This window comes from Gimesia alba (assembly GCF_007744675.1).
In the GTDB taxonomy this organism is placed as follows: domain Bacteria; phylum Planctomycetota; class Planctomycetia; order Planctomycetales; family Planctomycetaceae; genus Gimesia; species Gimesia alba.
In genome coordinates this window covers 5,605,000-5,619,001 of sequence record NZ_CP036269.1, presented here as the reverse complement: position 1 = coordinate 5,619,001, position 14,002 = coordinate 5,605,000, and the positions used below count along the sequence as shown (strand labels likewise).

Below are 14,002 nucleotides of genomic sequence, written 5' to 3'. Positions count from 1 at the left end.
TAAAAATCATAACAAGATCATCAGTTGTGGTTCATATCACATACGACTCGAAAACCGATAAAGGGATTCTTGTTCCAGGGAGCTGTAATCGGGTAATTTATTTTGCAGAATTCTCCTCGATAGATCCAATCTCCCCCTCGAACGACTTTGAAATAGCCAGATTCGGGGCCTTGCGGATCCTGGGAGGGCGAGCGACTATAATAGTCGCGATCAAACCAGTCAGAACACCATTCCCAGACATTGCCGCGCATGTCATACAAGCCAAATTTATTCGGTTGATAACTGCCGACTTGCGTAACTGGCAGGGGAGAAATTCTGCCTGCCATTTCACCATAAGCATCATTTTTTCTAAAGATATAAGGAGAGTCTGATCCTGTGCGACAGGCATATTCCCATTCTGCCTCAGTGGGGAGACGATACGTTCTTCCTGCTTTTTGCTCTTCTTTAACTTCTGAGAGCCGTTTGCAGAAGAGGTGAGCCTCGTTCCAGCTGACTTGTTCTATAGGGAACTGGGATGTATCCTGGGAATCAGATTGATGAGATGCAGGATTATCTCCCATAATCCTTTGATACTCTGACTGCGTAACTTCATGGCAACCTAAATAAAAAGGGGTTGTAAGCTGGACTCTGTGTTGTGGAGTTTCTGGTGGTAGATCAAAATTATTTTTACGATCAGCTAGCCCCATTTGAAACTGACCAGCCGGAATCAGGGTAAATTTCATTCCCATTGAGTTCGAAAATGCCGCGGGCGAGTTTGAACCCGTTGTTAAAGGATTGGAAGTTTTAGCTGCATCTTCAAGAATGTTTCCTATGTAGAGACGACGTTCAAAATTGGTTGCCAGGATTTCATCAGGTGTATCGCGGGAATGAATGACGTGCCAGAGTCCGGGGTCAATCTGATCTGCAATGAATTTGACAGTTCCATCCAGGAAGAGAACATTGACTCCTCCCGAGTGTTGGCTGCGTGAGGTAGCCTGTAGATTCTGATCAATGTAGGAGGGACAGCCCATCTTTTCAGTGACAAGCTTTTCGGTACCCAGTAACTTGTGCAACTTACTGCAACCGATGATATCGTCCGCTCTATCCCACGAGTTGTTTGGCCCATAATCATCTCCATTCACTCCATGCGCCCAAGTGACACTGCTGCCAATGTGCCCCCATCCCCAGACTCCGCGAGGATCAACGGGATGAATGCCGGCCCGGATTTCTTCGAGTGCGACAAGATGTGAGCTGCCGTTTGTAAAATCATCATAGTGAAATGACTTATTAAAACCGGCAATTCCATTGCCCCAATATTGGAAAGAATTTGATTCACGATCAATTGATAGGTGAGCGTAATCACTAGTGGGAGAGGATGTCGATCCCGCGCCAATTTTGGCCGTATGTGTGCCACCATTGATGGCGTAATTTCCGCGTGCCAGTTCAATGATCTTCCCATTAGAGGATTCAAATCGGTGCTTTGAGCGATTGTAAGAATCACTGGGGCAACTCAAAAGAGAAAGCGGGGTAGTTATGATTTCGATATTCTGCGGGTGGGTAACGGGTAAATTACCATTGTATGCCTGAACGGTTCCGGCAGCTTCCGTATGAGGAAGTATCAATAAAGCCCAGTTCGCATAAGAAAAACGGTCAAGTTGTTTACTGACGTGTAGACCAAGTGATCGCATACCGTTTGTCCCCCATATTGCAGCGGGAGGAAGACTATGGTGCGTTTGAATGTAGCTCTGTAACGCTTTACCCAACTGGCTCATTTTCTGTTTACACGAATCCTGCCTCGCGGATTCCCGTACTGCCAGAATCTGAGGACTAAGAAGAGCGCACAGGAGTCCTAAGATGACTAGTACCACCAGTAGTTCGCGCAAGGCAAACCCTTGACGGTGTTGTGATTTGAAAAACTTTTTTGAGAATGTAGTAAGTTGGATCTGGTTCATGTCGTACTTTTATATGATAGATAGGCCGGTAAATTTGTTTTTACTGATTGTCGAATTCAATTTCTTGTTTTTTCTAACTGGAACTGGCTTGTTCCAGTTACCTTTGATCTTTTGGGGGTAAAATTCTCTCGTAAAGACGCAGCACTGGTTCACAGTAATAATCAGGGAAAGATTGTTCTTTAACGAGCTTCCATTGATGTGAGATGGGGACTTTGATTTTCAGCCAACGGTTTTCATCCAGAGTCCAGATCCATTCCGTATAGGACTTGTCGATCTTGGGATTGCTGATGTAATCTGAATCCAGCATGACAGAACTCCCTTGGAAGTAAGGGAATTCCTGACCTTTGTCGCGCGAATAGTTAAATACGCGATCCCGGTTACTTGTGCAGGTGATTACTGTTGTGTAAAGCAAGGGATTACAGACAATCAGTGGAGCACTATTTTTACTCTTATTGTCAAAGTGAGAGATTGCTGCATGCATTCCAGGCAGTTGCGATTTTGCCAGACGAAGCTGGTCATTCCAGAAACTGCATAGGGCCAGTCCACCGAGGGCCGATGTCATCACCGAGTACTTCAGGAATTTATTTGGAATCCGACTGATGAGGACTGCCGCGGCGGCAAAGATAAATAACTGAACATACAGAAAGTAACGGGGTTTGAAGATATTTCTTGATGTCACAGAGTAAAGCACAGCCATCAGGAAAGTTATCGTTACTACCAGAAAAATGTAGAGGTCGGCTGAGCAACGCCCCAGGAGCAGTACCAGTAATCCCAGAAAGACAAGCTGAGCAATGGCCAGACCTGCCAATGTCATATTTGGAGACCAATGTTCCCCTATCAAGAGGCGGTAGAAGGTGTACCCTACATCTTTTAGTTGAATGTCTCTTGTATAAAATAGCTTGTCAACACGTTGACTCTGATCTAAAAAGCTAATTAGTACCGGTTGCCACATCCAGAAAAAAAAGACTGCCGAGAGGAAAACTGGTTTCAGTTGAAGAATACGATCTTGATATTTTGACGTAGGGGATTGAAACCAGAGGTAACCCGTAGCAAAAAAATACTGGGCTGTAACAATAAACAGACCAAAGTGGTGAGTGTAAGCGAGTGCGGTTGCGGTAAGAGTGAATAGGATCCAGTTCTGTCCCCCTGGAGCTTTCTGATGGAGTGCGCACATTAAAAACCAACTAGAGAACGCAGCCAGGCATGTGCCCAGACTATACATGCGGGCAATCATCGACCAGGAGGCCTGTAGCGGATTCAGGGCAATAAATGCGGCAGTCAGGAGCGCTGCGGTGAGAGGCATATTATTTTGCTTATCAGAACAGAGCTCGTCTCTGGTTGAATAAGCTTCTTTGATGAAAAGAAACATGCCTGCGATTGTCAGTATGCCAAAAGTTACACTAAACAGTCGGGAGGCGAGCATGGATTTACCGAACAACAGCCCCCAAAGCTTGAGCAGAATGAAGGACAGGGGAGGATGGGTGTCTTGTGAAACGCGTTGCCAGAGTTCAATCCATGAAAACTCTGTCATTTTTAATGAGAAACTTTCATCGAAGAGATACGTCACTTGGGTTAAGTAACGCGTGCGCAAGAATAATGCCAATAGTAAAATTAAAGCAAATACTATTCCCGTGTAATATACTTTCTGTCGAGATTCTTTTTGTGGTATAGTTTGAGGCATTCAAATATTCGGTCGAAAAGATTGAGTTGTAAAACACGACTTGGGCTCAACAAGGGGCACTGATTAAAGATTTCTATTGCGCCAACGACGTTCCCTGTAAAGACTGACCTTGTGGACTGGCTTGCGCTGCGTAAACTTTTCCGTCGATATTTTCAGAAACAAACTCGACCCGTCCGTCGCAGAAACCAATATTGACGCCTCCGTTATGCCCAGAGCTTGGGTAGGGGGAAGATCCCTCTGGTTGTGTCCTTCCTGAGTTAATGGCCGATCCTCCTGAATTTGAGCGGTTATAGTCTACATTTCCACTCATGCAATTACCGCTTAGGCAGGGGGCACCAATGTAATAACTGGTGAGATAGGGATTGGGAGATGCCCAGTTGGCTCTTGAATTCGCAGGATCAAAACCTGTTCGCAGGTTTTCTGAAATGAGCATGGTATTGGAAGCACCATCTGTTATAGAAGCAATGGTATGGTGACGTTTGGACCTTGATTCACCTTTCCAGGTTTCATTAAAAAACAGCCCCATCTGAGCCAAAATTTCACGGTCCGATGGTGTACCATCAGGGGCAGCTGAAGAATTACAAGTGATACCATTTCCGTTTAGATCTAAAGCCTGTTGTAAGGGATCTATGGGGCAGTCGTGGATTCCATTGCGCAGAGTGGTAAAGCCAACACCACTATTGACAACATAGGTTAAGTTACCTTGACCTGAAACTTCAGTTTTATCATCCGGACAGGTTAGGATCGGGATATGCGAATTTGCCAGCGGGGAATTAACCGGGTCTTCATATCCTTTCTCCAGATCCCATTTGTCAAAGATAACCGACTGGCCAAGATAGGGCAGGACTTCGACGACCCAGCTACGATAAGAGCCAACCGTACCGGGAGAGCCATCTCCATAATAACCGCAGGCAGGAAAGCGGTTGGCGCTGTCCGTCGCCTGTAGCAACCCGAGGCTGACATTGCGCATATTACTTAAACATTGCACCTGTCGAGCAGATTCGCGTGCCGATTGAACAGCCGGCAGTGCAAGTGCGATTAAAATACTGATGACTGCAACAACAACCAGAAGTTCGATGATCGTATAACCTCTTCTAGGATTTGAGGATCCAGAGATCGGAACGGTCTTCGCGCGATCAGCAAAACAACGTTTACACTTCATCGGCGTGCGCCTCCAGCCACCAGGCGGCAAAATAAGTCAGAACAGCCACAAAAATGACACTATCCACAAAGTACATCCAATAAGCGAAAGAGGAACATTCACCGATGATCGGAAAGATCAGCTTGGCTTCCGTTGGTTTCCGCGAAGGAAAAATCATGTTCTGCTTCTCAGACCAGTTCAGCAAGAACAAAACGGTGATATTCGCAGTAATCACAGCGGCCCCTACCCTGAATCCGACACGTAAATAGGGAGCTGCGATGTACGCTAACAATGGTCCCAGAATGAATACCGCCAGGAACGAACAGCCGGAATAGACCAGAAACAACAGCGGCGAGGTCGAGCCGACCAGGGGAAAGTATAATTTCCCCTGTCCCACCCAGCTGACGAACCCGTAGATCCCGGCACTGGCACAAAGAATAATGGCACCTGCAAAGATCAGCTTCCGAAAGACTGGATTTTGTAGAAAAGAAAGACTGATCGTGGGTACGATCTGCCGAGAAGGCAGGGGCGTTTCCTGCTTTGGGGCTCGCGCATCAATCCGTTCAACGGCCGCATTCACCGTCGATGCCCAGGTCTCTTCGGAATAGGCACCGACTTCTGCTTCGGCATCAAGATTCACCTCTCCCAAAGGAACCTCTGATCCCAGGTCTGAGTCTGCCACTTCATCATTCGTAACAGTACGATTGAGATCGACGTGGAATTCTCGCTCCCGATCAACGGGAACCGGCGGAATCTTACTGTTTCGCAGTGTCAGCAGACGTCGCAACCATCCCGGTTGTTCTACCTGCTCATGTAAAACATCGCGTTCAATCGGTTCGGGATCATCCGATTCCGCTAAAAAAGCATCCAGGTCGTCTGCATCAGTAAACTCATCACCAATGGGATCTACGGCAGACCGAACAGGGGGAAGGGTTGCCGGATCTCGCCGGGCCATATGAAACAAGCCGACAACAGAATCGGCCCGCTGCCACTCATCCAGGTAGTTGGGACGAACCATGGTTTCGGGTAAAAGCTGCTCCTCACGAACCATTTCCACCATCTCGCGGAAGGAATAAGGCCCCAGCGCTTCATCCGACTGTTTGTAATACCATTCAGTTGCCATTAATAAAGTCGCTTTAAATCCTAATTTGTAAGTAATTTACCACATAATCAGAATAAAAATAATTGAACACATCGATGCATAGAGGCAGTATACACGGACTATTAGCACAAGGCAAACATGAGTTCACTGATTTGTTGAAAATGATATAACCTGTTTTTTTTGTGTTCTGCTGGGGTCTGAAACGTTAAGAGGTTCTCAGCAGGTGATAGACGGACTCGCGTTTACGAAAAGAGCTTAGAAGTTTCCCTCTGCAATATCCTTAAGCATCGCTTGATCTAGCCCCCTTAACCGCGTCCACCTGAAATGTGGTAACATTTCGATTTGACCTTGCCCGAATTATTGGAAGGAAAGACACAGCGATCTTTCGATAGTTCCCTATGGTGTCAATTGAAAATGAACTCCAGAAAGGACCCGTAGGCCTTTTGATCAAATTTAAATCACTCCCCTGTCGAGAATCAATCAGCAATCCTTCACGTGGGGGCGATTATTTCCTGGGAAATAAATTCTGTCCTGAATGAATTTGAAAGCAGGCTTCATTGTATAGTTTCGATTCAACTGTTATTGGGTTGATACTTTTGAGTCCTTCCTTTCAACTGGTACCAAAAATGGTACCTAATATTGCCGCCGCACGCCTTCCAAATGGTAATTCACACTATCTAAAATGATAGAACGGATCTATTATAATGCTTTGTATGCAGTGTTTACCCTGTGAGTAGAATTCGAGCAGTTGCGCGATGCCGCTTTCCTAAAGCATAGGTCGCAGGTTCGAACCCTGCCGGGGGTATGTTTTCACAGGGACGGTCATTCAGCTCCGTTTATGTCATTTCCAGAAGGAATCCCGTCATGCTCAAGCCGCTCAGCATTTTTATCTCCTGCTGTCTTATTGCACTTGGAATTCTATATGCGGGGACCTCCCTCCAGGCAGAAGAGAAAGCGAAAAGCTATTACCTGATCGGCAACTCGCTGACCTGGGATACTGTTCCTTCGTTGCTCGACGGCGATGTGCAGTGGCATGTCGACTGTGGCAAGAGTCTGCCTTACATTCATGCTCATCCGGAAAAGCCTTGTGTCAAGAACTCCACACTCTGGCCCACGGCACTCAAAGAGAAACAGTACGATCTGATTTCCGTACAGCCGCACTATGGCTCCACACTGGCAGAAGATGTCGATACGATTTCCAAATGGGTCAAAATGCAGCCTAAAGCGACATTCATCATTCATACCGGCTGGGCGCGCAGTGCGACGCGGGCTGATGAATATGCCAGTTCAGACGTTTCTGGCAAGCTGCAGCATAGCCCTGCGTATATCAACGCCTTGATTGCGGCTCTGAAAAAACAATTTCCCGATCGAGAGTTTAAACAGACCTACGCCATCAATCTGCTGGAGCAGGTCGATGCCGATATTAAGCAGAACAAGGCACCTTTCGACCAGATTACGGATCTCTATCGCGACGCCATCCACATGAAAACCGACAGTGGCCGCTACCTGATGCACAATGCAATGCGTCATGCGATGGGACAACCTCGGTCCGAGAAAGGCTATGAAAAAGTCGATCCGAAAGTGAAACAGTATCTGAATCAGGTGCTTGATACGCTCAACCAGCCGTAATTATAACTCCGGCAGTTCAGCAATCAGTTTCTGCTTTTCCTCGTCAGAGAGAAACGCCGCGGTGAATGAATTTCGGGCGAGTTGTACCAGATCCTTGCGAGACAGGTTAAAGGCTTCCTGGATCGCCTGATAATTCTCGTTGACGTAACCGCCGAAGTAGGGGGGATCGTCAGAATTCACGGTCACCAAGAGGCCCGCATCCATCATTTGTTTGATCGTGTGATCCGACATCGATTTAAAAACGCATAATCGTACATTCGACAGCGGACAAACGGTGAGTGGAATCTGTTCTTCTGCGAGCCGTTTTACGAGAGCCGTATCTTCCATACAACGCACCCCATGATCAATGCGTTCGGCGTGCAGCAGATCCAGGGCTTCATTGATGTATTCCGGCGGACCTTCTTCACCTGCATGGCACACCACCCGGAACCCCTGCCGACGGACTTCTTCGAATACGTTCACAAATTTGGAGGGGGGATGCCCCAGTTCCGAAGAATCCAGGCCGACGCCGATAAATTGATCACGGAAGGGAAGTGCCTGTTGTAAGGTCTCCATCGCCGCTTCTTCTGAAAGATGTCGCAGGAAGCTGAGGATCAGTTTCGAAGTCACACCGAGTTCTGTTTCCGCTTTCCGAAGTGCCGCCGTGATCCCGTTGATGACCGTTCCCATGGGAATATCGCGTGCCGTATGCGATTGAGGATCGAAGAAAATTTCGGTGTGCCGTACGTTCTGTGAGGCCGCCTTTTTCAGGTAAGCCAGCGTCAGGTCATGAAAGTCTTCTTCTGTCTGCACCACACTGATCGAGGCGTAATACAAATCCAGAAACGATTGCAGATCGCTGAAATTATACGCGGCCCGCATCTCATCCACCGATGAGAAGGGGAGTGCAACCTGATTCTTCTCCGCGAGCGCAAAAGCCAGCTCTGGTTCCAGTGTTCCTTCAATGTGCAAATGTAGTTCTGCTTTGGGCAGTTGAGCAATGAACTCGTCCATGTTCCCGTCTCCGTCTCGCTGTTGATTCTGTGAGTGTTCAAGATTGGCATCATCCTAGCCCGCTGACGATCGTTGTCAATATCATGATTTCCGAAGTGAGTCTTCGTTGACGTGTCGTGATCGGATAGGATAAATTGGAGTGCGCTGATCGCTTGTTTTTTGAAAGAGAATGAAGCCATGTTAAGACTCGTCTTGTTTTGTCTGACTGCTTTGCTGGTCTGGGCTCCGTCAATGTTACTGGCTGGCGACTGGAAGGTCGGCATGGCCCGGGTGGATATTACGCCGACGAAGAAAATCTGGCTTGGCGGATACGCTTCGCGTAAAAAGCCGGCTGAGGGCACAACGCACCCCTTGTGGGCCAAAGCGTTGGTGTTCGAAGACAAGCAGGGATCCCGCGCCGCAATTGTCACCACCGACCTGATCGGGCTGACGCGGGAAATTTCCGACGCGGTCGGGAAACGGGTTGCTCAGAAAACGGGGATCACCCGCGAGCAGATTCTATTGAATTGCTCGCACACGCACAGCAGTCCCGTCGTATTAGGCTGTGCGTCGCTGGCCTATGATTTGAGTCCCGTGCACCAGAAAGAGATTGAGGACTACGCAAAACAACTTCAGGATAATCTGGTCAAAGTCATTGTAGAGGCCAGCCAGTCGCTGTCCGACGCATCGCTCAGCTACGGCGAAGAACGGGCCACGTTTGCCATTAATCGACGCGGGCGGATCAATCCGGATGGCCCCGTTGATCATACCGTTCCCGTGCTTAGGGTGAATGATCCAACTGGTAAAATGCGGGCAGTCCTGTTCGGCTATGCCTGCCACAACACCACGATCGCTCTGTTCAAGTATTGTGGTGACTACGCCGGCTTCGCACAGGTGGCGCTCGAGAAAAAGTACCCGGGAACCATGGCGCTGTTTATGATCGGCTGCGGTGGTGATGCCAATCCCGATCCGCGCGGCACACTCGCTTTGGCAGAACAGCATGGAAATTCTCTGGCGGAAGCCGTGATACGAGCCGTGGATCAACCGCTGGAGCCGATTCACGGGCCGTTGACCGTTAAAATGAAGCGAACCGATCTGCCGTTTGTTGCCCCCCCTACCAAAGCAGAACTGCTGAAACAGCAGGGAAAAGGAGATGTCTATTCTCAGCGACTCACGAAGTATCTGTTGAATCAACTCGATGAGCAGGGCGCGATTGCAACTTCTTATCCGTTTTCAGTTCAGGTGATCCAGTTTGGCGACGACCTGACGTTGATCGGCCTGGGGGGGGAGACGGTGATTGATTATTCCATTCGGCTGCACGAAGAATTTTCCGACCGTCGCATCTGGGTGGCTGGCTACTGTAATGAAGTCTTCGCTTATGTCCCTTCAGAACGGGTTCTTAAAGAAGGCGGCTATGAAGGGGGCGGTGCGATGAAGTACTTCGGTTTTCATGGCCCCTTTAAACCAGGCGTGGAAGACCGCGTCATTCAACTCGTGCACTCTCTGGTGACGCCATAGAACCCTGTGCAGATATTGCTCAGAAGAGAAGAGCATTTTTTCATTTGGTGGTTGAATGAAAAATTACTCTGAATGCCTCCTGATTCTGAAAATCATGCGCAAAAAACTTTAAACGCTTTCGTGGTTCTAAGCGTAGTTATACTTGGAGGTATGGTAGAGTGCGCACTTCATAAAAACGTAACAGTTCCAGTCTGTCCAATCTGATCAGATTCATTACGTTCAGGAGTCCTCTCTTTCGTTTAAGCTTATCAGAGCGTTTTCATGAATGTTTCTCTAACTGCCTGTTATTTAGTAACTTACTGAGAGTTTTGTTCGATACGCAATAAGGAACAATTTTGACGCGTCAAAGATTGCTATTGTCTCAAATAGAAGCGTGGGAAATAATAGAAGTGCTCGAAACGTAATAAAAGTCACTTACATCCCGGTGTGGCATGCTCTGAGAGCTGTCGAGTCACGTCCACACAATAATCCCTGATTCACAATTTGGTGTTGGCCATGGATGGTCTTAAAACAACCTCGTCACAGATTTATTTTTGTATGAGGGAACTTTCCCTGCGCGGATCGTGTCTCGAACTTACAAAATTTCGGTCTTTGTGAAAGGCAGTCGAACTTTAGAAAAATTCTTTAATCAAATCACCTCGAACTTATTGGCCGATAAATCGACCTGCTCGAATGCAAGTCGTCATGCCAGGAGGAAAGTCCCATGGAAAATGGTCGATCAATCTTAAATCAAATCTCTGGTCAGCTTAACTCTGACTCGTTTCTACAGGAACATTGGCAGGGGACTTTTGATGAGTACCTCGATCTTGTTCGAGCAGACCCCAAAGTAACGCGAACCGCGTTCCAGCGCGTCTATGACATGATCATGAGCTATGGAACTTATCCCGTCGAAGGCAAAAAGGGACTGATTCGCTATCGCTTCTTTGATGATCCGGTGAATGACGGTCGCGATGGAATCTTCGGACTCTCGAAGCCGTTGATGGACCTCGTGAACGTTTTCAAGTCGGCAGCCCTCAAGTACGGCAGCGAACGCCGTGTGCTGTTACTGCACGGCCCGGTCGGTAGTTCGAAAAGTACAATCGCCCGTCTGTTAAAGCAGGGGTTGGAACGCTACTCGCGCACCGAAGAAGGTGCCGTGTATAGCTTTGGTTGGAAAGAAGAAGACGGTTCGATTCTCTGGGACCCCATGAATAGTGAGCCCCTGCAGTTGATTCCGTTAAAGCATCGACAGGAAATCTGCGATTATCTGAACGAGGGACGCGATCCCAACAAAGAGACAGATTATATCGTGGAAATCACGGGCGAAGTCTGCCCGCTCAGCCGATTCATGTTCAACGAAAAACTGGAAAAAGCCAACGGCGACTGGACCAAAGTTATGGACCAGATCGTTGTCCGGCGGATCACTTTTTCCGAACAGGATCGGATCGGCATCGGTACGTTCCAGCCTAAGGATGAGAAAAACCAGGATTCGACTGAATTAACGGGCGATATTAACTACCGTAAAATCGCCGAGTTCGGTAGCGAAAGCGATCCGCGTGCGTTTAATTTTGATGGTGAGTTTAATGTCTCTAACCGGGGACTGATCGAATTCATCGAAGTCCTCAAACTGGATGTGGCGTTTTTGTATGATCTGCTCGGTGCATCTCAGGAACACAAAATTAAACCCAAGAAGTTTGCTCAGACCGACATAGATACGGTGATCATCGGCCATACGAATGAGCCGGAATATCGCCGTCTGCAGTCGAATGAATTCATGGAAGCCCTGCGTGACCGTACGGTGAAAATTGATGTGCCGTACGTCACGAAGCTGAGTGAAGAAATCAAAATCTACGAGAAGGATTACAATACCAAACGTGTCCGCGGCAAACACATTGCCCCGCATACGTTGGAAATAGCCGCCATGTGGGCCGTGTTAACGCGACTGGAAACACCCAAGCATCACGGCTTGACGCTGGTTCAGAAAATGAACCTGTACAACGGCAAATCGCTGTCCGGTTTCACGACTGAGAATGTCGAGCAGCTTCGCAAGGAAGCCAAGTCGGAAGGTCTGTTCGGGATTTCTCCTCGCTACGTGCAGGATAAAATTTCGAATGCATTGGTCGTGAATTCGCAAAGCTCCAACCTGAATCCGTTCATGCTGTTGAATGAACTGGAAGAAGGGCTGAAGCATCATTCATTGATTGCCAATGAAGACATGCGTGATCATTACCGCCAGTTGATTACCGTTGTGAAAGAAGAGTACACCGACATCGTGAAGAACGAAGTTCAGCGTGCGATTGCCGCTGACGAAGAAGCGCTCACACGACTGTGTGGTAATTATCTGGATAACGTTAAAGCCTACACACAGAAAGAACGCGTGAAAAACAAGTTTACGGGCGAGTACGAAGAGCCGGATGAACGCTTGATGCGATCGATTGAAGAACGCATCGATATTCCGGAAACCCGGAAAGATGATTTCCGCCGTGAGATCATGAATTACATTGGTGCTTTGTCCATGGACGGGAAATCGTTCGATTACAAAACGAATGAACGCTTGCAGAAGGCCCTCGAAATGAAACTGTTCGAGGACCAGAAGGATACAATCAAATTAACCAGTCTGGTATCGAATGTGGTCGATGCAGAAACGCAGGAGAAAATCGATATCGTCAAAGCCCGGTTAATTCGGAATTACGGTTATGACGAAGAATCAGCAACCGACGTTCTGCAGTATGTTGCCAGCATTTTTGCTCGCGGCGATACGAAAAAGAACAGCGACGCCGCCTGATCTGAAAGTATCTTTTCATTAATTCATAGGAATCGCAGCCGGGAGAAACAAGAATAGATTGAGAGCCGACTCACTCTGATTCCCTGTTCTGAAAGGGGCTCAATAATATGGTACGCAGAATTGATCGTGACCAGCAACGGTTCGAGAAAATTATCAAAGGAAAGGTGCGACAGCAGCTCAGAAAATACATCAATCATGGCGAAATGATTGGTCGTAAAGGACGAGAAACCGTCAGCATTCCCGTACCCAATATCGAAATTCCCCACTTTCAGCATGGAGAAAAAGGGAGTGGCGGCGTCGGGCAGGGTGAAGGCGAAGTCGGTCAGCCCATCGGTCGCGGAAAGTCCGATGGCGATGGTCAGGGCCAGGCCGGAAATGAGAAAGGCCAGCACATTCGAGAAGTGGAACTCACCCTCGAAGAACTGGCGGATATGCTCGGCGAAGCGCTTGAACTGCCGCGGATTGAACCTAAGGGTGACGACGCACTCACATCGAAAAAAGACCGCTATACTTCAGTCAGTCCGACCGGCCCCGATTCGCTGAGGCACTTTAAGCGGACATACAAACGTGCCCTCAAGCGGATGATTGCGACCAATAATTACGATCCCAAGGATCCAATGATTATTCCGACCAAAGACGACGAGCGGTTTCGAAGCTGGAAGACGGTTTCCGAACCGCACACGAATGCGGCTGTGATTTACATGATGGATGTTTCCGGGTCGATGACCGACGTCCAGAAAGAAATTGTCCGCACGGAAGCATTCTGGATCGATACCTGGCTCAAACGTCAATATAACGGGATCGAACGCCGTTATATCGTGCACGATGCTGTGGCTCATGAAGTGGATGAAGATACGTTTTATCGCGTTCGCGAGAGCGGGGGAACGCGTATCTCATCCGCTTACCGGGCAGCCGACCATATTATTCAACGGGACTTCCCTCCATCACTGTGGAATATTTACTGCTTCCAGTTTTCCGACGGCGATAACTGGGGTGAAGATAACACAGAGTGCATTGAGAATCTCAAAGAAAATATTTTTCCGATCTGTAATCTCTTCTGTTATGGCCAGGTCAGAAGCCCGTATGGCTCGGGAGATTTTATCAAGGAACTGCGTAAGTTCGAAGAAGAATTTGACAATTTGATTCTATCTGAGATCGACGACAAGGAAGCTATTTACGGTTCGATTAAAACGTTTCTGGGAACCGGAAAATAGAATGAACAGTATGTGCTGCCCTCAAAAGCAGCACGCAGTCAGCCGGTGGT

The 14,002-nt window shown here is 48.0% G+C and carries 9 protein-coding genes; 4 read left to right on the top strand and 5 right to left on the bottom strand.

What is annotated here, in order from left to right:
- Window positions 1–20: 20 nt before the first annotated feature.
- The 4 genes from Pan241w_RS20920 to Pan241w_RS20905 all read right to left on the bottom strand — a co-directional run bounded on the left by Pan241w_RS20920 (window position 21) and on the right by Pan241w_RS20905 (window position 5,876).
- Window positions 21–1,931, bottom strand: a complete 1,911-nt coding sequence (locus Pan241w_RS20920; protein WP_145219596.1) for an SUMF1/EgtB/PvdO family nonheme iron enzyme — start codon at window positions 1,929–1,931, stop codon at window positions 21–23.
- A gap of 97 nt (window positions 1,932–2,028) precedes the next feature.
- Window positions 2,029–3,612: a glycosyltransferase family 39 protein gene (locus tag Pan241w_RS20915; RefSeq protein ID WP_145219594.1), complete on the bottom strand. Its 1,584-nt coding sequence runs from the start codon at window positions 3,610–3,612 to the stop codon at window positions 2,029–2,031.
- A gap of 73 nt (window positions 3,613–3,685) precedes the next feature.
- Window positions 3,686–4,774 (bottom strand): DUF1559 family PulG-like putative transporter, encoded by a 1,089-nt coding sequence (locus tag Pan241w_RS20910; RefSeq protein WP_145219592.1) that lies wholly within the window; start codon window positions 4,772–4,774, stop codon window positions 3,686–3,688.
- Window positions 4,764–5,876, bottom strand: coding sequence for a DUF4339 domain-containing protein (locus tag Pan241w_RS20905; protein WP_145219590.1), 1,113 nt, complete (start codon window positions 5,874–5,876; stop codon window positions 4,764–4,766). The genes Pan241w_RS20910 and Pan241w_RS20905 overlap by 11 nt, the downstream gene beginning before the upstream one ends.
- Window positions 5,877–6,719: 843 nt before the next feature.
- Between Pan241w_RS20905 and Pan241w_RS20900 the strand changes: the two genes are divergently transcribed.
- Window positions 6,720–7,484 carry a hypothetical protein gene (locus tag Pan241w_RS20900; RefSeq protein ID WP_145219588.1) on the top strand — a complete coding sequence of 255 codons (765 nt, stop codon included), beginning with the start codon at window positions 6,720–6,722 and terminating at the stop codon, window positions 7,482–7,484.
- Here Pan241w_RS20900 and Pan241w_RS20895 read toward each other — a convergent pair whose 3' ends face one another.
- Complete coding sequence (locus tag Pan241w_RS20895; RefSeq protein WP_145219586.1) at window positions 7,485–8,477, bottom strand: adenosine deaminase; 993 nt, start codon at window positions 8,475–8,477, stop codon at window positions 7,485–7,487.
- Window positions 8,478–8,654: 177 nt separating this feature from the next.
- Here Pan241w_RS20895 and Pan241w_RS20890 point away from each other — a divergent pair, with 177 nt between their 5' ends.
- The 3 genes from Pan241w_RS20890 to Pan241w_RS20880 all read left to right on the top strand — a co-directional run bounded on the left by Pan241w_RS20890 (window position 8,655) and on the right by Pan241w_RS20880 (window position 13,952).
- Window positions 8,655–9,974 carry a neutral/alkaline non-lysosomal ceramidase N-terminal domain-containing protein gene (locus tag Pan241w_RS20890; RefSeq protein WP_145219584.1) on the top strand — a complete coding sequence of 440 codons (1,320 nt, stop codon included), beginning with the start codon at window positions 8,655–8,657 and terminating at the stop codon, window positions 9,972–9,974.
- 703 nt (window positions 9,975–10,677) lie between these two features.
- On the top strand, window positions 10,678–12,738 hold the full coding sequence (locus tag Pan241w_RS20885; protein WP_145219582.1) for a PrkA family serine protein kinase: 2,061 nt from the start codon (window positions 10,678–10,680) through the stop codon (window positions 12,736–12,738).
- Between the two features lie 107 nt (window positions 12,739–12,845).
- Window positions 12,846–13,952, top strand: a complete 1,107-nt coding sequence (locus Pan241w_RS20880) for a DUF444 family protein (RefSeq protein WP_145219580.1) — start codon at window positions 12,846–12,848, stop codon at window positions 13,950–13,952.
- Window positions 13,953–14,002 lie beyond the last annotated feature (50 nt).